Annotated in this window: 17 protein-coding genes; 9 read left to right on the top strand and 8 right to left on the bottom strand. The window is 62.3% G+C overall.

Annotated features, from left to right (window positions below; all coding sequences use genetic code 11):
* Positions 1–85: 85 nt before the first annotated feature.
* The 4 genes from MRBLPB4O_RS09470 (at position 86) to MRBLPB4O_RS09455 (ending at position 2882) form a co-directional block, all read left to right on the top strand.
* On the top strand, positions 86–772 hold the full coding sequence (locus MRBLPB4O_RS09470) for a sel1 repeat family protein (protein WP_065426116.1): 687 nt from the start codon (positions 86–88) through the stop codon (positions 770–772).
* Positions 773–1036: 264 nt separating this feature from the next.
* Positions 1037–1729 (top strand): AzlC family ABC transporter permease, encoded by a 693-nt coding sequence (locus MRBLPB4O_RS09465; protein WP_049275400.1) that lies wholly within the window; start codon positions 1037–1039, stop codon positions 1727–1729.
* Complete coding sequence (locus tag MRBLPB4O_RS09460) at positions 1726–2040, top strand: AzlD domain-containing protein (protein ID WP_010953340.1); 315 nt, start codon at positions 1726–1728, stop codon at positions 2038–2040. The genes MRBLPB4O_RS09465 and MRBLPB4O_RS09460 overlap by 4 nt, the downstream gene beginning before the upstream one ends.
* Positions 2037–2882, top strand: coding sequence for an AraC family transcriptional regulator (locus MRBLPB4O_RS09455; protein ID WP_341798191.1), 846 nt, complete (start codon positions 2037–2039; stop codon positions 2880–2882). The genes MRBLPB4O_RS09460 and MRBLPB4O_RS09455 overlap by 4 nt, the downstream gene beginning before the upstream one ends.
* Before the next feature lie 42 nt (positions 2883–2924).
* On the opposite strand, the gene MRBLPB4O_RS09450 is transcribed toward MRBLPB4O_RS09455, so the two are convergent.
* Positions 2925–4142, bottom strand: a complete 1218-nt coding sequence (locus MRBLPB4O_RS09450; RefSeq protein WP_341798190.1) for an MFS transporter — start codon at positions 4140–4142, stop codon at positions 2925–2927.
* Positions 4143–4541: 399 nt separating this feature from the next.
* Between MRBLPB4O_RS09450 and MRBLPB4O_RS09445 the strand changes: the two genes are divergently transcribed.
* On the top strand, positions 4542–4769 hold the full coding sequence (locus MRBLPB4O_RS09445; RefSeq protein ID WP_016500485.1) for a hypothetical protein: 228 nt from the start codon (positions 4542–4544) through the stop codon (positions 4767–4769).
* A gap of 50 nt (positions 4770–4819) precedes the next feature.
* Here MRBLPB4O_RS09445 and MRBLPB4O_RS09440 read toward each other — a convergent pair whose 3' ends face one another.
* The 5 genes from MRBLPB4O_RS09440 to MRBLPB4O_RS09420 form a co-directional block, all read right to left on the bottom strand.
* Entirely contained in the window at positions 4820–5302 is a 483-nt protein-coding gene (locus MRBLPB4O_RS09440; RefSeq protein ID WP_341798189.1) for a copper chaperone PCu(A)C, read from the bottom strand.
* Positions 5303–5911: an SCO family protein gene (locus MRBLPB4O_RS09435; RefSeq protein WP_016500487.1), complete on the bottom strand. Its 609-nt coding sequence runs from the start codon at positions 5909–5911 to the stop codon at positions 5303–5305.
* A 219-nt stretch (positions 5912–6130) separates the two neighbouring features.
* Positions 6131–6715, bottom strand: a complete 585-nt coding sequence (nfuA, locus tag MRBLPB4O_RS09430) for a Fe-S biogenesis protein NfuA (RefSeq protein WP_016500488.1) — start codon at positions 6713–6715, stop codon at positions 6131–6133.
* 58 nt (positions 6716–6773) lie between these two features.
* Positions 6774–7808 carry an acyltransferase gene (locus MRBLPB4O_RS09425; RefSeq protein ID WP_341798188.1) on the bottom strand — a complete coding sequence of 345 codons (1035 nt, stop codon included), beginning with the start codon at positions 7806–7808 and terminating at the stop codon, positions 6774–6776.
* A 172-nt stretch (positions 7809–7980) separates the two neighbouring features.
* Positions 7981–10281 (bottom strand): fatty acid cis/trans isomerase, encoded by a 2301-nt coding sequence (locus tag MRBLPB4O_RS09420; RefSeq protein ID WP_341798187.1) that lies wholly within the window; start codon positions 10279–10281, stop codon positions 7981–7983.
* A gap of 175 nt (positions 10282–10456) precedes the next feature.
* Between MRBLPB4O_RS09420 and metH the strand changes: the two genes are divergently transcribed.
* Positions 10457–14164: a methionine synthase gene (metH, locus tag MRBLPB4O_RS09415; protein WP_016500491.1), complete on the top strand. Its 3708-nt coding sequence runs from the start codon at positions 10457–10459 to the stop codon at positions 14162–14164.
* A 76-nt stretch (positions 14165–14240) separates the two neighbouring features.
* On the top strand, positions 14241–14459 hold the full coding sequence (locus MRBLPB4O_RS09410; protein ID WP_086976649.1) for a DUF2970 domain-containing protein: 219 nt from the start codon (positions 14241–14243) through the stop codon (positions 14457–14459).
* A 266-nt stretch (positions 14460–14725) separates the two neighbouring features.
* On the opposite strand, the gene MRBLPB4O_RS09405 is transcribed toward MRBLPB4O_RS09410, so the two are convergent.
* Entirely contained in the window at positions 14726–15802 is a 1077-nt protein-coding gene (locus MRBLPB4O_RS09405; protein WP_341798186.1) for an ABC transporter substrate-binding protein, read from the bottom strand.
* Between the two features lie 213 nt (positions 15803–16015).
* Here MRBLPB4O_RS09405 and MRBLPB4O_RS09400 point away from each other — a divergent pair, with 213 nt between their 5' ends.
* Together MRBLPB4O_RS09400 and MRBLPB4O_RS09395 are read left to right on the top strand one after the other, a co-directional pair.
* A complete protein-coding gene (locus MRBLPB4O_RS09400; RefSeq protein ID WP_341798185.1) occupies positions 16016–17668 on the top strand; it encodes a nitrite/sulfite reductase in 1653 nt (550 codons plus the stop codon).
* Positions 17652–18146 carry a DUF934 domain-containing protein gene (locus MRBLPB4O_RS09395; protein ID WP_016485947.1) on the top strand — a complete coding sequence of 165 codons (495 nt, stop codon included), beginning with the start codon at positions 17652–17654 and terminating at the stop codon, positions 18144–18146. Before MRBLPB4O_RS09400 ends, MRBLPB4O_RS09395 begins: the two co-directional genes overlap by 17 nt.
* Positions 18147–18192: 46 nt before the next feature.
* Here the strand turns inward: MRBLPB4O_RS09395 and MRBLPB4O_RS09390 are convergent, their stop codons facing one another.
* Positions 18193–22227, bottom strand: coding sequence for an NEL-type E3 ubiquitin ligase domain-containing protein (locus MRBLPB4O_RS09390; RefSeq protein ID WP_341798184.1), 4035 nt, complete (start codon positions 22225–22227; stop codon positions 18193–18195).
* Between the last annotated feature and the right edge of the window lie 176 nt (positions 22228–22403).

Raw genomic sequence — 22403 nt, 5'->3', positions numbered from 1 at the left:
TTTCCAGAGGCGTACGCTTGACCGCCATTAACATCGAAGCCGCCCATCCTTGCCTGGCCGCCCACGGGGCTTGCCTGTGAGCCGCATGCGACGCCTGCCCCCGCTGTTGGCCGCCCTGATGCCGCTGGCTGCGCACGCGCTGGAGGTGCGCATCGACCCTCACGCCGACCTGCTCTATCGCCAGGCCTTGCCGCTGCTGGAGCAGGCCGATAACCAGGGCGACGATACCAGTACCCTGCGCACCGCCTTGGGCGGCGATCCCGAGCTCAGCCGCCAGGGCCAGGCCATGGCCCATACGCTGCCGACAGCGGTTGCCCTGTTGAAAAAGTCGGTAGAGCTGGGCCATCCGGTCGCCCAGTACCGCCTGGCGCTGTACTACATGACTTACCTGCCCGCCGCGCAGATTCCGGATGCCGCTTGCCCGTTGCTCGAAGCCAGTCTCAAGCAGGGGTTTGCCGCACCCGCGCCAGCGATCGCCACCTGGTGCCGGCCCTACAATGCCAGCAGCGAATACCGTGCCGCGCTGGAGGCCATCCCCAGCATGGCCACCGTGTACGCCCCCTACTACCCGCAACCGACCACCCGCCTGGCCTGCAGCCGCAGCCGGCCAGAAGGCTTGCAAATGTTGTGGGGGCGCCAGCGCGACTACCAGGCCGAGGTGTACCGCCTGCTCGGCGACCTGGACCCACCGCACCGCCTGAGCCTGCTGCAGAAAGCCGTGGACATCAACGGCTGCGTGACGGCGCAACAACACCTGACCCGCCACCCGTGATCCTCTGCCAGACGCGGTCCCTGTTGGGCAACTGTCTCACTCAAACTCTGGATTCCGCGCGATCACTGTAGGAGCAGCCTTGTGCTGCGAAGAGGCCGGTAAGGCTAAAGATTGTTTTCGGCTGCCATGACCTCTTCGCAGCACAAGGCTGCTCCTACAGGGCTTGTGTTTGCCTTGAAATCAAACCCGAGCAGCAAGATCGTTCAAGCCATCCCCCGCCCCGTCTGGCATGCTGATCTGCCTCGTACACGCATTGCAGCCATCATGCCCCACATCGCTCGCCAAGCCTTCCTCCACGGCGCCATCGCCATCATGCCGTTGTCCCTGGCCGTCGCCCCCTGGGGCCTGCTGGCCGGCTCCATGGCCATCGAGGCCAACCTCAGTGCCTGGCAGGGGCAAGGGCTATCGGCCATCGTCTTCGCCGGTGCCGCGCAACTGGTTGCCATTGGCATGCTCAAGGGCGGCGCCAACCTGGCGTCGATCCTGCTCACCACCCTGCTGCTGACCTCCCAGCACCTGCTTTATGGCCTGTCGATGCGCCCGGTGCTGTCCAGCCAGCCATTGCGCTGGCGGTTGGGCCTGGGCTTCCTGCTGACCGACGAGTTCTTCGCGTTGACCAGCAAGTACGACCAGCAGCAATTCAACCGCTGGTATGCCCTGGGGGTAGGCCTGACGTTCTACGTTGCCTGGAACCTGTTCACCCTGGCCGGCATCCTGCTGGGCCAGAACATTCCCCACCTCGACCAACTCGGCCTGGACTTTTCCATCGTCGCCACCTTCGTCGCCCTGATCGCGCCGCTGGTGCGCAACCTGGCTACCGTGGTGTGCGTAGCCGTGTCGCTGTTCTGCTCGGTGCTGTTCAGCTACTGGCATTGGGAGGCCGCCTTGGTGGCTGCAGGCCTGCTGGGCATGAGCGCCGGGTTCATCTGCCAGAAATTTGCCGGAGCCCGCGCATGACCTGGATCCTGATTTTCGCCATGGGCGCCATTGTGTTCCTGAACCGCTACGCGTTCCTTGAGCCACGCCTGCCCTTGCGCCTGAGCTCCAATGCCCGGCAGTTCCTCGGCTTTGCCGTGCCCGGCATGCTCACCGCCATCTGCGGCCCGATCATCTTCATGCCCGACCACCAGCTCAACCTGAGCCTGCTCAACCCCTACCTGCTCGGTTCACTGGTGGCCATCGCCCTGGTACTGTTGACCCGCAGCGTGTTGCTGAGCATGCTGGTGAGCATGTTGATCTTCTTCCTTCTGCGCAGCTGGCTGGCATGACCACGCCCCTGCGCGAGCAGACACACCTCTGGCAGGCGCCGGCCCTGGGCGACGTCGAGATGCTGCACGCGCGCTACTTCCAGCAGCGCTTCGCCCCGCATGTGCATGAAGGCTATGTGTTCACGGTGATCGAATCCGGCGCCCAGCGCTTCTGGCACCGCGGCAGCGAGCACCTGGCGCCGGTCGGCAGCATGGTGCTGATCAACCCCGACGAGCTGCATACCGGCGCTACCGCCCATGAGGCGGGCTGGCGTTATCGCGGCTTTTACCCCGAGCACGAGCGGGTCACCGGTGTACTGGACGAACTGGAACTGGGCCGCCACGGCATGCCCAGCTTCAAGGACAGCGTGATCCACGACCCGGCCCTGGCCATCGCCTTCAGCCAGCTGCATCAGTTGTCCGAAAACGGCGCCAGCGCCCTGCAGCAACAGACCGCCTGGCGCCAGGCGGTGCTGGCCCTGGCGCAACGCCACGGGCAATGCGCCGAACCCTCCGCCCCAGGCCGCGAACCACTGGCCGTGGCCCGCGCCCGCGAACTGCTGGAAAGCCAACTGGCCGACCCGCCCTCGCTCGAAGCGCTGGCGGCGGCCGTCAACCTGTCACCCTTCCACTTCGCCCGAGTGTTTCGCCAAGCCACCGGCCAGCCGCCGCACGCCTGGCTGAAGCAGCGGCGCCTGGCCCGCGCCCGGGAAATGCTGAAGAGCGGCTTGGCCGCCTCGGAGGTGGCGTTCGACCTTGGTTTTGCCGACCAGAGCCATTTGAGCCGGCAGTTCAAGCAAGCCTATGGGGTGACGCCGGGGGCGTATCGGCAGGCATGCGCTCAATCTGTATTACCCGCCTGAAGCCAACTCAAGCTTGCCCCATGCGCCACAGCGCGCGTCGGGCTATCCACGATTGTCGCCATCCAGGGAATGTGCCTTCAGGTTCCAGCGTACTGGCGCGATGAACAGCATGAACGTCATCCAGACCAACGTGGCCGGCCCCGCAAGCACAAAGACCAGGCTGGCAACCAGCCCTGAAACGGCGTCACCAATGACGGCAGTAAAGTAGTAGAGGGAAAAATTCCTGCCAACTTCATGCTCGCTCGACAAACACTGGATGTTGGTCACGATAGCGATATCGACAAATGCACCCATGAAGCCGACCAGGAACAACATCAGCAGGAACAGCCAGTTGTTGAATTGCAGTGCCACGGCTGCAGCAAAAAACAGTGCACCGTACAGCACCCAGTAACGCACCACCAATCGTGCGGTGGTGCGCGGATTGAAGCGTGTGTAGAGCACGCCACCCAACACAGTGCCTGCCGCAAGCAGTGAGAATACGTAGCCCACCGCCGCTTCAGAGGCGAAGTGTTCCAGCACTGACGCAGGAAGGATGAAGCGAATCACCGAGGTGGCGAACATCGCACAGAGCGTGGTGCAGCCAATAACAGCAAACAAAGGCGCATTGCTGACCCTGAGCTGACTGACACTGCGCGCCGCATCCCGGACTATGGCGCGCCCATCGAATGCCTGCCGGGCGCCCTGCCTGGCAGGCCCCAGGGTAGCGATGGAAATGGCCGACGATACCAGGCACCCCGCAAAGAACAAGAAGGTTGCTTCGCGAGTCAGCAGTAACACACATGCCGAAAACACCAGCGGCCCGATAATAGAGGCAGCATCCTCGATCACCTGGATACCGCTGTTCACCGAGGCCAGCTGGGCCTTTTCGACAAGGTCCGGAAAGTACGCGCGAAACGCAGGCACATAAAGGCATTCGAGCGCTGTCATCAGCATCGCAAGGCCGACCAGGACGGGCAACACGGGTGAGGACAAGCTGAACAAGGTAAAGAAGGCAAGTGCCAGCAGGCCTTTGGCCGCCTCGACCGCAAATAGTGTTCGTTTCTTGTCTGCGTTATCCGCCAGCCAGCCCCCCAAGGGTGAAAACACCATGCTCGGCAAGTAGCGGAAGAAATAGGCGATGCCAATCAAAAGCAGATCCGCCTCGGTCATGGACACGATTGCCACGGCAAACGCAGCTTCGAAGGCAAATTCACCACATTTGGAAAAGCAATAGCCCAACGCCAGAGAACGTGTTCCGGGGTTACGACTCAACGCCTGCATAATGGCTGTATTCCTGAGCCAGCGGTTTAGGTCGACTGACTTTAGAGTTCATCCACCACCGGGCTCAACGCTGACGTTGTAACCATAGCGGGCACGGCCAGCGCAGAAAGAGTCAGGCTGAGAATACTCCTACACGCTTTAACCGATGCCGAAAGCGGGCCTAGGTCTGCAAAACTGCATGACAGAACGATGCAGCACACCAGATCAAGCAGTTAAGGTTGATACCCCATGCCGCGTAGCGGCATCGGTTTAAACACTGTGTTTATTCGCCCAAAACAGTAACTCGGTGTTACTCGGGCAATGGAGCGTTCATTTTCGCCTCTTCGGCAACTCCGGCAGAGGCAGCGGAGCTGCGCCAACCCTCTGCTACACTAACAACGCTGAATGGAGGATCCTGCCATGTCCGAAAGAGAGCTCACCACCCTCCTGTCGCTGATGAACCAGCGCCAGGCCTGCCTGAACAGTGCCTGCAAGGAGATTGCCGACTGGATCGACCGGCAGGGCGATGTGCCCGCCGCCGGCAAGATCCGCGCCAGCCTGAAGGCACTGGAGGCCGATGAGGCCCAGGTTCGAAAGACCCTGACCTCGCTGACGCTCGACAGGCCGCTGCCGCGCTTTCGTAGCTGAAAGGCGCCGCTGAAAAAGAAAAGGGCCGCTAAGCGCGGCCCTTTGGTCTGTCAGTGCTTCATGTGCATGTGGTCATGCCCACCGCCAGCCTCGGCGTTGAGCGGGCGCACCTCTGCCTGCACATCCAGTGTTTCCTTGGCACCTTTTGCATCTTCGATGGTAAGGGTCAGCGGCACTTTATCGCCTTCCTTCACCTGATCGTTCAGGCCCATCAGCATCACATGCAGGCCATTGGGGTCCAGGGTCACGGCCTTGCCGGCCGGCAGCTCGACGGTCTTCACCTCACGCATGCCCATCACCTCGCCGTTCATGGTCATCTCGTGCACCTGCACGGTCTTGGCCACGGGCGAAGCCACGCTCACCAGCTTGCTATCGCTGCTGGCGGTCAGGGTCATGAAGGCACCGGTGGACTGCTGGTGCGGCACGCTGGCACGGACCCAGGCATCGCTCACGGTAGTCTGGGCCAGGGCCGGCAGGGCCAGACCCATCAGTGCCAGGGCAGCCAGGCCGCGTTTGATCGGTTGCATCGACATTCAGCAGATCTCCATCAGGGTGACCAGGTCTTCGGCGCATTCCTTGGCATTCAGGGAATGGCCCAGGCTCAGGCGCAGGGTGCCACGCGTATCGTAGACGTAGCTGGTGGACGAGTGAGAAATGGTATAGGTGTCACCGGCCGGGACTTTCTCGTAGAACACCTTGAACTCCTTGGCCACTTCCGCGATTTCTTCGGGGGTGCCAGTGAGTGCAGTGAACGACGGGTCGAAGGCCTTGACGTAGGCATCGAGCACTTCGGGGGTGTCGCGCTCCGGGTCCAGGGTGATGAACACCACCTGGAACAGGTCGCGGTCACGACCGCGCAGCAATTTGCGGATTTGTGCCGCGCGCGCCAGGGTAGTCGGGCAAACCGCCGGGCACTGGGTGAACCCGAAGAAGATCATCGGCATGCTGCCGTAGAAGCTCGACAGGGTGCGCACATTGCCTTGCGGGTCCTTGAGGCGGAACTTGCGCCCAAGGATCTCGTTGCTCATGTTCTTGCCGTACTTGAACTCGAGCCCCCGGGCCGGGCTGCAGCCTGCCAGCAGGCCAAGCCCGAGAACGCCCATCCCGGCGACAACCGCGCGCCGGGTAAATAGATCATTCATGAAACCATCCTTTACAGGGAAGGTGCCGGCCCTCGGGACGGGCCGGCTGAAAAACCGGGGCATTCTTGCATGACACCCAAAGCGGTTCTACCCGACGAACGCGGGTATGGCCTGCAGCCCTTTGAATACGGGCTGCGGCCTGTTGTCGCAGGGGTTGAAACCGTAACAGTTTATTGCTAAGAGAGCCGCCCTTACACAAGCCATGCAGGTGCGTCAGCCTTAGTAGTAGGCGTTCTCTTTCTGGGTGTGGTCAGTCACGTCACGCACGCCCTTCAGCTCCGGAATACGCTCGAGCAAGGTGCGCTCGATGCCTTCCTTCAGGGTAACATCGGCCTGGCCGCAGCCTTGGCAACCACCACCGAACTGCAGCACCGCGATGCCGTCGTCGACCACGTCCACCAGGCTGACCTGGCCACCGTGGCTGGCCAGCCCGGGGTTGATCTCGGTCTGCAGGTAGTAGTTGATACGCTCGTTGATCGGGCTGTCTTCGTTGACCATCGGCACCTTGGCGTTCGGTGCCTTGATGGTCAGCTGGCCACCCATGCGGTCGGTGGCGTAGTCGACCAGTGCGTCTTCCAGGAACGGCACGCTGACTGCGTCCAGGTAAGCGGTGAAGCTCTTCAGACCCACGGCGGTGTCGTCAGGCTTCTCTTCGCCCGGCTTGCAATAGGCAATGCACGTCTCTGCGTACTGAGTGCCCGGCTGGGTGATGAAAATTCGAATGCCGATGCCAGGCGTGTTCTGCTTGGAAAGCAGATCGGCCAGGTAGTCATGGGCGGCGTCGGTAATGGTTATATCGCTCATGTAGGTTCCTCACAGACTTGCCGCCAAGTGTACGCCAACCGGCTCCTCGAACAAAGTCCTAGCATTTGACTCGGGAAAGCGCATATTCCGCGGCCTGCCCCCGTGGCGCCGCCAGCCAAGCCTGCATGCGCCTGTACAGGCCGCGCTCCAGCCACTGGTAGCTGAACCACGACATTAGTCCAATGGACGGTACGCACAGGGCAAACACCAGGTATGGGTTCAAATGCAGCCGCTCGCTGGCGAACCAGCCGGCGTACAGCACCAGCACATGGACCAGGTACACCGAATACGAACAGTCGCCCAAGGCCTTGAGCAGCCGGTTGCCCTGGAAGGCCGGTTCCAGGGCGATGAAGGCCAGCACGATCATCGCGCTCGGCACGCCCCAGTGCAGCAAGCGTTGGGACGCATCCAGGTGATAGATGGCCAGGCCCGCCACCCCCAGCACCACCAGCGGCAGCCAACGCCCCTGGCGGATCAGGCCACGGCGGTACAACACACCCAGGCCGATGCCGAGCAGGAACTCGTAGATGATGTCGTTGTTGTAGAAGCGGCTGAGCACACCCAGCCGGCCCAGCACCTCACTGACCAGTAACAGTGCGACGGTAACCAGCAGCAGCTGATGCCGTTGGCGTACCAGGAAGGCCAAACCGAACAGCAGGTAGAAGAACATCTCGAAGTTCAGCGTCCAGCCCACGTTCAGGGTCGGGTACAGGCCATAGCCACCGGGGTTTTCTGCCGGGATGAACAGCATCGACAGCAGCAGGTGATGCCAGGCGAACGCTTGATGCGGCATCCATTGGCTGAAGGCCAGCAGCAACGTGGCCATCAATACTGAGTAGAACCAGTAGGCAGGGACGATACGCAGCACCCGATTGAGCAGGAACTGGCGCGGTTCGATGGTTTTGTCGCGGGTCGACAGGTAGATGACCAGCCCGCTGATGACGAAGAAGATGTCGACACCCACGGCGCCACGGTCGGTAAGCAGTTGGCCGACAGGGCCGGTGGCGTGGAAGTCGAAGAAGATCTGCATGAAATGGTGGCAGACCACTACCCAGGCGGCGAACGCCCGCAGTGCCTGAAGCGAATACAGCATGAAATACCCTGCGCTTGCCGGTGCATTGAGGCCTTCGGGAGCGCTTTGCGCTCCATCGCCGGCAAGCCAGCTCCCACAGGGACCGCGCCCACCGGCCATCGGGCTGCATAGCAGCTCCCGGACCACCCACCATTTCCGACCGCAGGGTACTCGGAAAGGTCAGCCTACCCGATCAGAGGTTCTCATAGCGGTTCATGTCCAGCACACCCGCCTCGACCGGCGCGGTCTCCTTGATGAAGCTGTTCAGGTCATGGAAGTAGCGCCAGAAGTCAGGGTGACTACGGCGCACCCCCCACCGCATGACAATGCGCTCGAACCTGGCTGCATCGTCTTTCGCATACTCCATGTCCTCGACGAATTCCGCCACATCGTTGGTTGGAACATTGAAGATGAAGTTGGGGTAGCTGCTGAGCACGCCCGGGTACAGAGTCAGGGTATCCAGCCCCGGCTGGTAGCGGTACGCCTCGCCCAGCAGGAACGCCACGTTGCTGTGCGCGCGGTTGCGCAGCAGGCTGTACACCTGGCGCTGGCCGCCCTGCCCTTCGATGCGCAGCATGGTCGCTTCGGGCAACTGGTTGATTACTTTCAATCCGGCAGCCGGGCGCGACACCAGGCGGCTGAGCGACTGCTCGGCATTGCGGAACTCTTCGCTCACCTGCGGCCGTGAGCAGAAGGCCCCCTGGCAGCGGTTTATCGGGTCGGGCGCAGCATTCAGGCTGCCGGTGCGTTGCAGCAGTTTCAGGCCAAAATCGCGCTTGGGGTTACGCGCGTCCAGCGAGATGCCACTGGGCGTGTCGGTATCGATGTCTTCATAATCCATCCACATCTTCACCTTGCCGCTGTTCTGGTACCAGTCGCCGAGGATGTCCTTGCGCTTTTCGGCCGGCATCAGGCGCAGGAAGTTGACTTCGGCGCCATTGCGGATCAGGTCAAAATAAAGGCGCGTCTGCAACTGGTGCGAAACATTGCCGTACACATCGAAGTTGACCGCCAGTTGGTAATAGGTGCGTTCGAACAGCGGATAGTCGAACAACCACATGGTCAGCGGCACATCACCGATCAGGCCCTTGGTAACGGAAGCGCTGTCGAAGTGGCGGAAGATGCTCAGCAGCGCGTTGTCGTTACCGGCCCACAAGGTCGACCAGCCCGGCGCCGGCATGTCGGCATAGGCGTCGCGGCGCAGCTTTTCATACGCGTTGCGCTTGTCGCGGTAGGCGTGCCACAGGCTCAGCACACTGCCCACGTCATCGATCTGCCCGGGCATGGCCAGCAGCGGCGTGGCCTCGCCACGGTAATTGGCGTCGGTGATGTAGCGGTCGAAGGCCGGCTCCTGGAACAACGCCCAGAAGTTGTCGCGGATCACGTCGGTAGCGATCTGCCCGCGGCACACCGGGCCACGGATGAACGTGCGCACGAAGTACTCGGCGTTATCCAGCATGAACTGGTAGCGCGCCACTGCCGGGATGGCCTCGAAGGTTTCGAACGGGTTGGCCCGGTGACGCGGGCCGTAGCCTGGCAGCGCGGCGGCATGCCAGTCGCCGGCGTAGAACAGCTGCTTCACCCGCTTGAGCTTCTGCGGCCCCATCGGGTAGGTGATGTGCGTCTTGTGCACGATCACGCCCTGCACCGGGATCAGGCGGTAATAGAAGTCGGTGCCCGGTGGGTCGTTGGGGCGACGCGTGGCAATGATGTCGGCCGGCTGGCCGCTGGGCGTGCGTGACCGCACCCATTGGAAGAAGTGGCCCTGCTCGCCGCCGACGAAGTAGATGTGCGCCAGGAACAGATGCTCGTAAAGCCAGCGGCCAACCAGCGCCTCGGTGGAACCCGGGCGGTTGAGCAGCTCTTCCCAGTCGGCGATCTGCCTGGCTTCGGTATCACTGGGCTTGATCGGCTGGTACTCCACTGGCGCACCGGCCGCCAGCCAGCGGCGCATGGTGTCGTATTCCTTGTCTGTCAGCCCGGTCACCGCCAGCGGCATGCCCTCCTTGGGGTGCGCACCTGCATAGGCGTCGAACTCATGAGGCAACGGGCACATGTTGTTGCGGCTCAGGCCCAGGACGATTTCCTCGGGCAGCTTGGCGTTGGGCGTGAGCGGGGTCTTGTGCCCCAGCTCCAGCATGCGCGCCATCAGCGCGGCCTGGCTGCCCTGGTTGTCGAGCACCGAGTAGAAGCCTTTCTTGCGCCATTGCTCTTCGCTGTGGGCGTCGTAGAACAGCCGCGTGGTGGGCACCGCCTTGCTCCGGTCGCCCTCGTAGACCGGGACCTTGCTGGCCCCACGTACCGCACCTTCGGGGCTTTCCAGCTTCAGCTGGCAGGCGGCGTCGTTGCAGGCATGGCAGGCCACGCATTTCTCGGTGAAGATCGGCTGAATGTCCCGGGTGTACGAAATAGCCGGGCTCGACTGGGGGGCTTGCCCGAACACCGCGCCGCTGATGAGCAGGGCGAAGGCGCCGGCAAGGATACGATGCACCATGTGCGAAAAGTCCTGATTTCAAAAAGCCATCACGTTTGTTGCCTGGTCGTGCCGGGTGCTGTTAACCGTGTCATCAACATGAGCGGTTTTCATGCAAATGGGCGATGCGCCTAAGAACCGCGCAACTTTGATATGATTCCGCACCTTCTGATATTTGCCCGACCAGGTAGTTCCTATGTCCGACCGCAGCGCTCGTCTCCAAGCACTCCAGAACGCACTCAAAGAGCGCATCCTGATCCTCGACGGCGGCATGGGTACTATGATCCAAAGCTACCGTCTCGAGGAACACGACTATCGTGGCACGCGCTTCGCCGATTGGCCAAGCGATGTGAAGGGTAACAACGACCTGTTGCTGCTCAGCCGCCCGGACGTGATTGCTGCCATCGAGAAAGCCTACCTCGATGCCGGGGCGGATATCCTTGAAACCAACACCTTCAATGCCACACAGATTTCCCAGGCCGACTACGGCATGGAATCGCTGGTCTATGAGCTGAACGTGGAAGGCGCGCGCATTGCCCGCCAGGTAGCCGATGCCAAGACCCTGGAAACGCCCGACAAGCCGCGCTTCGTCGCAGGCGTGCTCGGCCCTACCAGCCGCACCTGCTCGATTTCCCCGGACGTCAACGACCCCGGCTACCGCAACGTCACGTTCGATGAGCTGGTAGAGAACTACATCGAGGCCACCCGTGGCCTGATCGAGGGCGGCGCCGACCTGATCCTGATCGAAACCATCTTCGACACACTCAACGCCAAGGCGGCCATTTTTGCCGTGCAGCAGGTGTTCGAGGAGGACGCTGTCGAACTGCCGATCATGATCTCCGGCACCATCACCGACGCCTCCGGCCGTACCCTGTCGGGCCAGACCACCGAAGCGTTCTGGAACTCGGTGCGCCACGCCAAGCCGATTTCCGTGGGCCTGAACTGCGCCCTCGGCGCCAAGGACCTGCGCCCGTACCTGGAAGAGCTGTCGACCAAGGCCGATACCCACGTTTCCGCCCACCCCAACGCCGGCCTGCCGAACGCCTTCGGTGAGTACGACGAGACCCCGGCCGAAATGGCGGCAGTAGTCGAGGAATTCGCTGCCAGCGGTTTCCTCAACATCATCGGTGGTTGCTGCGGTACCACCCCGGGCCACATCCAGGCCATTGCCGAAGCCGTGGCCAAATACAAGCCTCGCGAGATCCCGGAGATCGCCAAGGCCTGTCGCCTGTCGGGCCTGGAACCGTTTACCATCGATCGCCAGTCGCTGTTCGTCAACGTCGGTGAGCGCACCAACATCACCGGTTCCGCCAAGTTCGCCCGGCTGATCCGTGAAGAGAACTACACCGAAGCCCTGGAAGTCGCCCTGCAGCAGGTCGAGGCCGGCGCCCAGGTGATCGACATCAACATGGACGAAGGGATGCTCGATTCCCAGGCGGCCATGGTCCGTTTTCTCAACATGATCGCTGGCGAGCCGGACATTTCCCGCGTGCCGATCATGATCGACTCCTCCAAATGGGAAGTGATCGAAGCCGGCCTGAAGTGCATTCAGGGCAAAGGCATCGTCAACTCCATTTCCATGAAGGAAGGCGTCGAGCAGTTCAAGCACCACGCCCGCCTGTGCAAGCGCTACGGCGCCGCCGTGGTGGTGATGGCCTTCGACGAGGTCGGCCAGGCCGACACCGCCGCGCGCAAGAAGGAAATCTGCAAACGCAGCTACGACATTCTGGTCAACGAAGTGGGCTTCCCGCCGGAAGACATCATCTTCGACCCGAACATCTTCGCCGTCGCCACCGGCATCGAAGAGCACAACAACTACGCCGTCGACTTCATCGAGGCCTGTGCCTATATCCGTGACCACCTGCCCCATGCGCTGACCTCGGGCGGTGTGTCCAACGTGTCGTTCTCGTTCCGTGGCAACAACCCGGTGCGCGAGGCGATCCACTCGGTGTTCCTGTTCCACGCCATCCGCAACGGCCTGACCATGGGTATCGTCAACGCCGGCCAGCTGGAGATCTACGACGAAATCCCGGCCCAGCTGCGTGAGAAGGTCGAGGACGTGGTGCTCAACCGCACCCCGGAAGGGACCGATGCCCTGCTGGCCATTGCCGACGACTACAAAGGCGGCGGCGCCACCAAGGAAGTCGAAAACGAAGCCTGGCGTTCGCTGCCGGTCGGCAAGCGCCTGGAGCACGCACTGGTCAAAGGCATCACCGCCTATATCGTCGAGGACACCGAGGAGTGCCGCCAGCAATGCGCACGCCCCATCGAGGTCATCGAAGGCCCGCTGATGAGCGGCATGAACGTGGTGGGCGACCTGTTCGGTGCAGGCAAGATGTTCCTGCCCCAGGTGGTCAAGTCGGCGCGTGTGATGAAGCAGGCAGTGGCGCACCTTATTCCGTTCATCGAAGCAGAAAAAGGCGACAAGCCAGAAGCCAAGGGCAAGATCCTGATGGCCACGGTAAAAGGTGACGTGCACGACATCGGCAAGAACATTGTCGGCGTGGTACTGGGCTGCAACGGTTACGACATCGTCGACCTCGGTGTCATGGTGCCTGCCGAGAAAATCCTGCAAACCGCCCGCGACGAGAAGTGCGACATCATCGGATTGTCTGGCCTGATCACCCCGTCGCTGGACGAGATGGTCCACGTTGCCCGCGAAATGCAGCGCCAGGGCTTCGAACTGCCCCTGATGATCGGCGGCGCCACCACCTCCAAGGCGCACACCGCAGTCAAGATCGAACCGAAGTACAGCAACGACGCCGTCATCTACGTCACCGACGCCTCGCGTGCGGTTGGCGTGGCCACTCAGTTGCTGTCCAAGGAGCTCAAGCCGGGCTTCGTCGAGAAGACCCGCCTGGAGTACGTGGATGTGCGCGAGCGCACCGCCAACCGCAGTGCCCGCACCGAGCGCCTGAGCTACGCCCAGGCCATCGCCGCCAAGCCGCAGTACGACTGGGCCGGCTACCAGCCAGCGGTGCCCTCCTTCACCGGCGTCAAGGTACTGGAAGACATCGACCTGCGCACCCTGGCCGAATACATCGACTGGACCCCGTTCTTCATCTCCTGGGACCTGGCCGGCAAGTTCCCGCGCATCCTCACCGACGAAGTGGTTGGCGAAGCTGCCACCTCGCTGTACAAGGACGCCCGCGAGATGCTCGACAAGCTGATCGACGAGAAGCTGATCAGCGCCCGCGCGGTGTTCGGCTTCTGGCCGGCCAACCAGGTGGCCGATGACGACATCGAGGTGTACGGAGAGGACGGCAAGGCGCTGGCCACCCTGCACCACCTGCGCCAGCAGACCATCAAGCCGGACGGCAAGCCCAACTGGTCGCTGGCCGACTTTGTCGCGCCAAAAGCCAGCGGCGTCACCGACTATGTGGGCGGGTTCATCACCACTGCCGGCATCGGTGCCGAAGAAGTGGCCAAGGCCTACCAGGACAAAGGCGACGACTATAGCTCGATCATGGTCAAGGCCCTGGCCGACCGCCTGGCCGAAGCCTGCGCCGAGTGGCTGCACGAGCAGGTGCGTAAAGAGCACTGGGGCTATGCCCGCGACGAGCACCTGGACAACGAAGCGCTGATCAAGGAGCAGTACAGCGGCATCCGCCCGGCCCCGGGCTACCCGGCCTGCCCCGACCACACCGAGAAAGAAACCCTGTTCCGCCTGCTCGACGGCACCGCCATCGGCGAAACCGGGCCAAGCGGGGTGTTCCTGACCGAACACTTTGCAATGTTCCCGGCGGCGGCGGTCAGCGGCTGGTACTTTGCCCACCCGCAGGCGCAGTACTTTGCCGTGGGCAAGGTCGACAAGGACCAGATCGAGCGCTACAGCGCCCGCAAAGGCCAGGATGTGAGCGTGAGCGAGCGCTGGCTGGCGCCGAACCTCGGGTACGACAACTAAGACTATTGGGGCTGCACAGCAGCCCCAATGGGCACCTACACTGTCCTTGATTGCCTCTGATTCTTCAGGAGCCACCATGGACGATTCCAGCCAAGGCAAACCCCCAACCTTCTGGCAGATGCTGCACAGCATCCTCGCCGCCGCCTTTGGCGTGCAAAGCGGCAAGAACCGCGCTCGCGACTTCACCCACGGCAAAGCCAGCCATTTCATTGCACTGGGCACGCTCTTCACCCTGATATTCATTATGGTGCTGATCGGGTTGGTGCAGCTGGCCCTGCACCTTACCGCCCGCTAGAAATGAAAACGCCTGCGGGATTCCCTCCCGCAGGCGCTCTGGCTACATCACGGTCTAAAAGAAAAGTCTACTGGTGGCTGACCCAATACACGGCAGTGACCACCACCAGGACGATCAGGCAGAGGATCGCCCAGGCATCGACGCTGCTGTCAGCTTTGCGGACCTTGGTTGAGTTTCCCATTGCATTGCCTCTTGTAGTGGTTATGGGAATGCACTTCACAACCAGCAGTTAAGACGAGCAATGCCCTTCCCTCAAGCAAGGTCTTTCAATAGTCGACCGGTGACGTCAGAAACGGGTACTGGTAGCTGGCCGGCCGCCCTTCGGCGCTGTAATGCAGAAAGTCGACGCCATAGTCGGGCCGTTCCAGCAGTTTCAGCCAGCGCCTGGCCTTGGCCTGGTCGATTGCCTGCAGTACCGGGGCACTGTGCACGCGCTGGCCGTCGCGGTTCAGCGCGACACCCTGGGCATCGTCGTGCAACATCACCATGGCCCAACCGCCAAGGGTGAAGTGCCCCCCCATCAGCGCGCTCAAGCGCCCGTCGATGCGCGCACGCAAGGCCTCGGGCGAACTGTTGACGGCGCCGAACAGCACGTCACGCCCCGGTGTGCGCCCGGCCTCCTCGAACGCCTGCATCGCACCAAAGGCCATCTCGTCATTGGCCGACCACACCAGGCGAGTGGCCGGGTATCGCTCCAGCAATTGCTGCGCCTGCTCGTAGGCGCGCTCGCGGCTCCAGCCGCCGTATACGACCTGGCGCAGGCGGACCTGAGGGAAGTCGGCCAGGGCGCGGCGCATGCCCTCCTCGCGCAGCTGCGAAGCCGGTGTGGTCTTGAGCCCGGCAAAGGCCACCAGGTCCACCGGGCCTGCGTCACGAGGCAGTTGCGCAACCATCAGGTGCAGCATCTGGAAGCCCGCTTGCTCGTCATTGCTCATCAAGGTACCCAAGGGCTCGGCATACTTGTCGGGCTGGGTCTCGATGCTGCGGGCCTGGCTGGGGGTCAGGCCATTGTTGACCAGCAACAGCTTGACCCCGGTGCCACGCGATAACCGCAGAATTTCGGGTGCCACGTACTGCTCGTTGACCAACACCAGGTAATCCGGCCGATGCGCCCCACCCAGGATCGCCCTGGCCTGGGTCAGCGCCAGGTCGGCGCGGCGCTCGCTGTACTCCACGCGCAGGGACATGCCCAGTTCGTCCGCAGCGGCCTGCATGAAGCGGGTGTAGCTGGTCCAGAACGTCTCGGTGGACAGCCCCGGATTGAGAAACACCACCGAGGCCGGCTGCGCATTTGCCGCCAGTGGCAGGGCAAGACACAAGCTTTGGCACAGGGCCTTGAGCATGGGGTCACATCTCTGCGAAGCAAACCCCGGATTATAAACGCCTGGCTACCGCCAGCGTACAAATGGCAGTCAGTCTCACATAGTTCATTTGGTTCTTTTCATATGCAAAAACATCACTTTAGCGCATAACCGCAACCTGATATCGTTCCCCGGCTCCGTACCGGAGTGCGCGGCCGTGCGCGCGAATAGCTGCATGCCTGAGACAGGACTTTTATGTACGTATACGACGAGTACGATCAGCGGATCATCGAGGACCGCGTCAAGCAGTTCCGTGATCAGACCCGCCGCTACCTGGCCGGTGAGCTGAGCGAAGAAGAATTCCGCCCTCTGCGCCTGCAGAACGGCCTATACATCCAACGTTTCGCGCCAATGCTGCGTGTCGCCGTGCCGTACGGCCAGCTGAGCGCCCGCCAGGTCCGCACCCTGGCGAAGATCGCTCGCGACTACGACAAGGGCTACGCGCACATTTCCACCCGCCAGAACGTGCAGTACAACTGGCCGGCACTGGAAGACATTCCGGACATTCTCGCCGAACTGGCCACCGTCCAGATGCATGCGATCCAGACCAGTGGCAACTGCCTGCGCAACACCACCACCGACCAGTTTGCCGGTGTGGCCGCAGACGAAATCATCGACCCGCGCCCGTGGTGCGAAATCGTCCGCCAGTGGACCACCTTCCACCCGGAATTCGCCTACCTGCCGCGCAAGTTCAAGATTGCCATCAACGGCTCGCAGGAAGACCGCGCTGCCATTGAAGTGCACGACATCGGCCTGGAGCCGGTGCGCAACGCTGCTGGCGAGCTGGGCTTCCGTGTACTGGTCGGCGGCGGCCTGGGCCGTACCCCGGTGGTCGGCTCGTTCATCAACGAGTTCCTGCCGTGGCAGGACCTGATCAGCTACCTGGACGCCATCCTGCGCGTGTACAACCGTTACGGTCGCCGTGACAACAAGTACAAGGCGCGGATCAAGATCCTGGTCAAAGCACTGACGCCTGAAGTGTTCGCCGAGAAGGTCGAGGCCGAAATGGCCCACCTGCGCGGCGGCAGCACCACCCTGACCGAAGACGAAGTGCAGCGCGTATCGCGCCATTTCGTCGACCCGGACTACCTGGCCCTCGAAAACGTCGACTACGCCGCCCAGGACGCCGAAAACCCAGGCTTTGCCCGTTGGCGCTCGCGTAACACCCGTGCCCACAAGCGCCCCGGCTACGTCGCTGTAACCCTGTCGCTGAAGCCTACCGGCGTTGCCCCGGGCGACCTGACCGACAAGCAGCTGGACGCCGTGGCCGACCTGGCCGAGCGCTACAGCTTCGGCTTCCTGCGTACTTCGCACGAGCAGAACATCATCCTCGCCGACGTCGAGCAGCGCCAGCTGCACGCGCTGTGGCTGGAACTGCGCGAAGGCGGCTTCGCCACCCCGAACATCGGCCTGCTGACCGACATCATCTGCTGCCCGGGCGGTGACTATTGCTCGCTGGCAAACGCCAAGTCGATCCCGATCGCCGAGTCCATCCAGCGCCGTTTCGACGACCTGGACTACCTGTTCGACATCGGCGAGATCGACCTGAACATCTCTGGCTGCATGAACGCCTGCGGCCACCACCACGTGGGCCACATCGGCATCCTCGGCGTGGACAAGAAGGGTGAGGAGTTCTACCAGGTATCGCTGGGCGGCAATGCCGCGCGCGGCGCGAGCCTGGGCAAGATCCTCGGCCCGTCCTTCGCCCAGGATGCCATGGCCGATGTGATCGAGAAGCTGATCGCCGTGTACGTCGAGCAACGTACCGAGGAAGAGCGTTTCATCGACACCTACCAGCGTATCGGCATCGACCCCTTCAAGGAACGCGTCTATGCAGCGAATCATTAAGAACAACCAGATCGTCGACGAAACCTGGCACCTGCTGCCCAAGGAAACCTCGTTCGACGAGCTGACCAACTGCGACGACTACATCGTGCCGCTGCAGCTGTGGCGTGACCATGCCCACGTGCTCAAGGCCCGCGACGGCGGCCTGGGCGTGTGGCTGGACAGCGACGAAGAAGCGGAAGAAATCGGCGAAGACGTGCAGTACTTCCAGGTCATCGCACTGAACTTCCCGGCCTTCACCGACGGGCGCAGCTACTCCAATGCGCGCCTGCTGCGTGACCGCTACAAGTTCAAAGGCGAGCTGCGCGCCATCGGCGACGTACTGCGCGACCAGCTGTTCTTCATGGCCCGTTGCGGTTTCGATGCGTTCGCCATCCGTGCCGACAAGGACCCGGAAGACGCGCTGCAAAGCCTGAAGGACTTCTCGGTGACCTACCAGGCCGCGACTGACGAACCGCTGCCGCTGTTCCGCCGCCGCTGATCGTCCCGCTCCAGCGAACAGCCCGCCCCTCGGCGGGCTGTTTCGTTTAAAGGCCGTGGCGCTGCATTGCCTCCCGGCTCAACGCCAGCAAAAGCTGGTTTCGCACGGCCTCGCGCTCAGTGCAGATTTGCTCGATTTGCGCGAGATAGTCGCCGTCACTCAGTGTTTTCCATTGCATGAACAACGTATCCAAGCGCTGCTGGAAAGGCACCTCCATCTGGCTGAAGCGTGCCGCCTGGTGTTCGTGCAGGTAGGCCTGCCAAAAGGTTCGATCTGCCAGGGCCTGCGCCAAGACTTGTGGTGTTTCCTCTCGCAGAACCTCGTTGCGTGCAGCGTCCAGCTCGTCAGGGCCCACCCCGCTGACACTCTGGTACATCAGTTTGTCAGGCTGCGCAGGGAGGTCGAGGCTATCCGCAAGCTTTACGCGATAGGTCAAATACACCTCGACGGGATCGATAGAATGCTGCTCAGCAATATGCCGGGCCGCAATTGCGTTGACTTTGTCCAGGCGGGCTAAAGAACGCCCCAGCCTCACCAGCGCCCGCTCCTTGTGCAACCCATCGCCAGCTGTTCCAGCCCTGGCGACCATCGCGCCAATCTCCAGTTCGCTGAGCGTAAGCAGCAACTCGTCACTGCAACTGCGCGGCCGGCTAGCTTGCTCGAACAGGCTCGCACGCACTTCAGCGTGCTGCTCGCAGGCATCAAGGATGTGCCACACCCGCAACTGAAAATCGCGGGGCTGTGCGTGGTATTCACGCAGGCCCTGCAAGTCTGAAATGAACCGGAACAGATCACTCGCACCGTCCTCCCGGTACAAGCGGGCCCAGAGCGCCAGTCGCGCCTCGCGCTGCGCCGTGGAAAACCCCGACAGCCAAGGTAATGCAGCGCTCGGGCCCGACGATGGGTGAGGTGCGAGCCGACGTGCAGATAACCCGGCGGACGCTCTGGCCAATTGCAGGCGCTGCACGGTCTGATCCGAGAGTGGATTGTCGTGCAGCTCCAGGCCCTGCAACAAGCGAAGCGGCAGCGCAGACAGTGCCTCAGGCAGCGTTTGGATCTGGTTGTCACGCATGTCCAGCAATTCCAGGTTGCCGTGCCTGGCCAGATCAACGGGCAATTCGCCCAGCCCGGTGTTGCGCAAGGACAACCGGCGCATCAGCGGGAACGATGCCAATGGCGGCAGCAAGCCTACCGGGTTACCGTTCAGTTCGAGGCGGCGTAGCCCCTCGAGCTGGCTGAGGCGCAGGTTGTCGTCGCGGGTAAGTACGATCTGGTTGTCAGCAAGGCGCAGGTTTCTCAATTCGCCCAGTTGCTCGATGCCTGCCGGAAGCCGGGTCAGCTGGTTGCCCCGCAAATCCAGGTTACGCACGTTGCTGAAGCGAACCAGGAAACCCGCCTCGACGCTCGTCACCCGCATATCGCGCAATGTGAGGTGTGTGATGTGGTCGAAAGACACATGCTCAGGCAAGGACGGCAGATTGCCCACCCGCTCACCCACGATGCTCAGGTGGTAATCACCCGCTACATCACCCGGCGTCGCGCGCTGCCAGCTCATCATGATTCGCCTGGCAACCTTGATCCGGCGCCAGCGGCGAACCAGGTTCAGCCCTGGCTCACTCCGCCAGGCGTGCAATGCCTGCTTGAGGCTGACCTTGGCTTGTAACAGTTGGCTGACATGGTTCCACGGCTCTACACCCCGCCGAGCCAGGTCTTGCAGGTATGCCTGCAACTCTTCACCGGTCATCAGCGGGAACACATGATTCAAAGTGCGCCGCAGCGCCTGGCGGGTCCCCGACAGGTGGCCACTGAGCGGGTAGCCCAAGCGCCCATCGAATAACCGCAAAGGGGGGCGAACACCATGCCCCACCGGGGCCAGCCCAATCATTCGGGCCGCCGCCTCCCGCTCGCCAAGGGTATCGCCCAGCCCGCCCTGCGCGAGCTTTTCGGTATCAGCATTTACCGCAGCAGGCTGACGCAACCCTGCCAAGGCGCGATCAATTCGGCTGTCACGTACGGCCCAACGTGCTCGCTCCGCCAGGGTAAGCGGCACCCGCCCCGCATCATTCAGGCGCTCGAGCTCGACACTGTTGGCCTGCTCGACAATTTCTCGTGCGCAGCGATGGGAAAGGCCAGGGAAGTCGCGCATCAGCACCTGGTCCGCAGCGTTCGGGTTGACCTGCCGCTCATTGAACAATTCCTCGAATGCCTCACCCCGCAGAGTCGGAAACTCATTGTGCAGGTGCCAGCGCTCGATGGCATCGAGCAAACGCGCCGGTGGTGCTGCGCTCTCCAGAACCAACCGGCGCAGCTGGTCAGCGCCGTAACCTGTAACCTGCACGCCAAAGGCTGCCGCCTCGTCGGAAATAGCCGCTGTGCGGCTGGCAAGCCGGCGAACCATGTAGGCGGCGTCCTGCCAGCGCTGCGGTTGCTCGAACTCATGCACCCATCCCCCGGCACCATTGTGCTCGAGTGCCGGTAAATAGGCCCCCGGCCTGGACGGATGATGAATGCGCCATGCTCCATCGTCGCCTTCACTTACCTCATAAGCGGCATCGTGCAGGCGCCTCAGCGAACGGCCATTTTCATTGATGGCCTGCCCTGGCGGCAGGTCGATGCCCGCTAGCTGATAGCCTGGCAAAGCCGGATCACACAGACGCAACTGGCCATCCGCCAGGCGTACCGGCACCAGCGCATCCACGCGTGCCACGCGCTGGGCGAGCTTGCCGAGAGCCACCGCCCCTGCAGCCGTCAACGCCCCTGTCGCCACCGTCTCCGCCACGTTGAACAGGTGGCCCAAGGCAGCGTTGCGATCACCTAGCTGCCAGTCTTCGTACCCTTCGTAGACTTCGCCCGCCAACTGCGCGACCGTGAGCCCGAGCATGGCCTGGCCCAACCCGGGCACAAACAGCGCTGCCAGGCCTGCCACGCTGAGCCCCAAGTCAAGATAGCCTTGCAGACGGGCCTGGCGGTCGGCGATATCCTCATCCTCCGTTGATACCGCCAGTACCCGTGCATCATCCAGCATCTTGTCGAGCAGCGCTTTGCGCAGCGCGGTGAACACGTCGCCTTCGACCGCAAAGCAGCGGCCATCCAGCTCAAGCGGTAAAACAGTATTGCCCTGCCTCAGCAGCGCGTTCAGGGCCGTGTAGAAAGCAACGCGATCCCGTTCTGCGACAAAGCGCTGAAAGAACTGGCGATACGCTTCGTCACGCATGCGTACACCCAGCGTCAGGTACAGCAGTTCCCAGTTGGCATGCCAACTCACTGCGGCGTACCGGTCCTCAGGCAACCATGCGATAACGCCAACCAGGCGGGCGTTCTGACGCACTTCGATCGCCAGTGCGCCAATGATCTTCTTGCCCAGCAGCCTCAGGGTGTGGCACCTCACAACGGTGTCCTCGGCAGGCCCTGATGCTGCTTCGACAACATGGCGGATACGCTGATACGTCAACTCGTCAATTTCACCCTTGACCCTGGCGACAACCGCGTCAAGCTCCAGCCTGGCGCTCAATGCCTCCTCCATGATGGCCTCGACCTGCATACCGGCCATGCTTTCGGTTTGCAGCTGCGATTGCAGATGGCGTTGATAATGTCGACCGATATCGAGGCTGCGACAGAGCTGGGCGAAGACCTCAACGCTCAATGGCAGCCTCTTTCCACTGGCATTGACCAGCTGTGACCCTGTGGCGAACCAGCCCGGTCGAGTTTCATTTTCGTGGAAGTTGTGCAGTGCCGCCGAAAGCAGCGACTGGGTACTTTCGACCCGCGTCGAGGAAGTTGGCAAAGCAGGCGATATCGGCGGATTTGCCCGCAGGGTCACCCATCTGACCCTGGCCAGGCGTAGGTCTACCTGTGTGATGGAGCGCGCCGCGAGCGCACTTTTGAGCAGCGCCTCGGCGAACTCGTCCAGAGGCTTGAGGGCCTGCAACCTGGCGTGGAGTTGCTCCTGCGCCCGCTGCTGACGCAATGAAGCTGCGCGCAACAGTGTCAGGTGTTCGACGCGAGCGCGCTTTATCCAGCCAGGCAGATGACTGGCAATCAGTGCATCGATGGAATCGGCAGGTATCACAGAAGGGGTCATGGGCAGTGTGTCCGCTTGATAAAAGCGTTAGCTGACCAAGGTCTCACCCCGTTCTGGCGTTACTTATGTAATGAAGGCCAGGGTAAAACGCGATTCTTGCCCGCAGGTCAAAGGACTTTGACGCAGCAGCCGGTTATTCGTTGCCCTGCGAACCTGCACACTGGCTGCCACAGGAT

This window comes from Pseudomonas sp. LPB4.O, from assembly GCF_038383825.1.
Taxonomy (GTDB): domain Bacteria; phylum Pseudomonadota; class Gammaproteobacteria; order Pseudomonadales; family Pseudomonadaceae; genus Aquipseudomonas; species Aquipseudomonas putida.
Note: the sequence above shows the minus strand (reverse complement) of the source record. Positions and strands in the feature narration are given on the sequence as shown.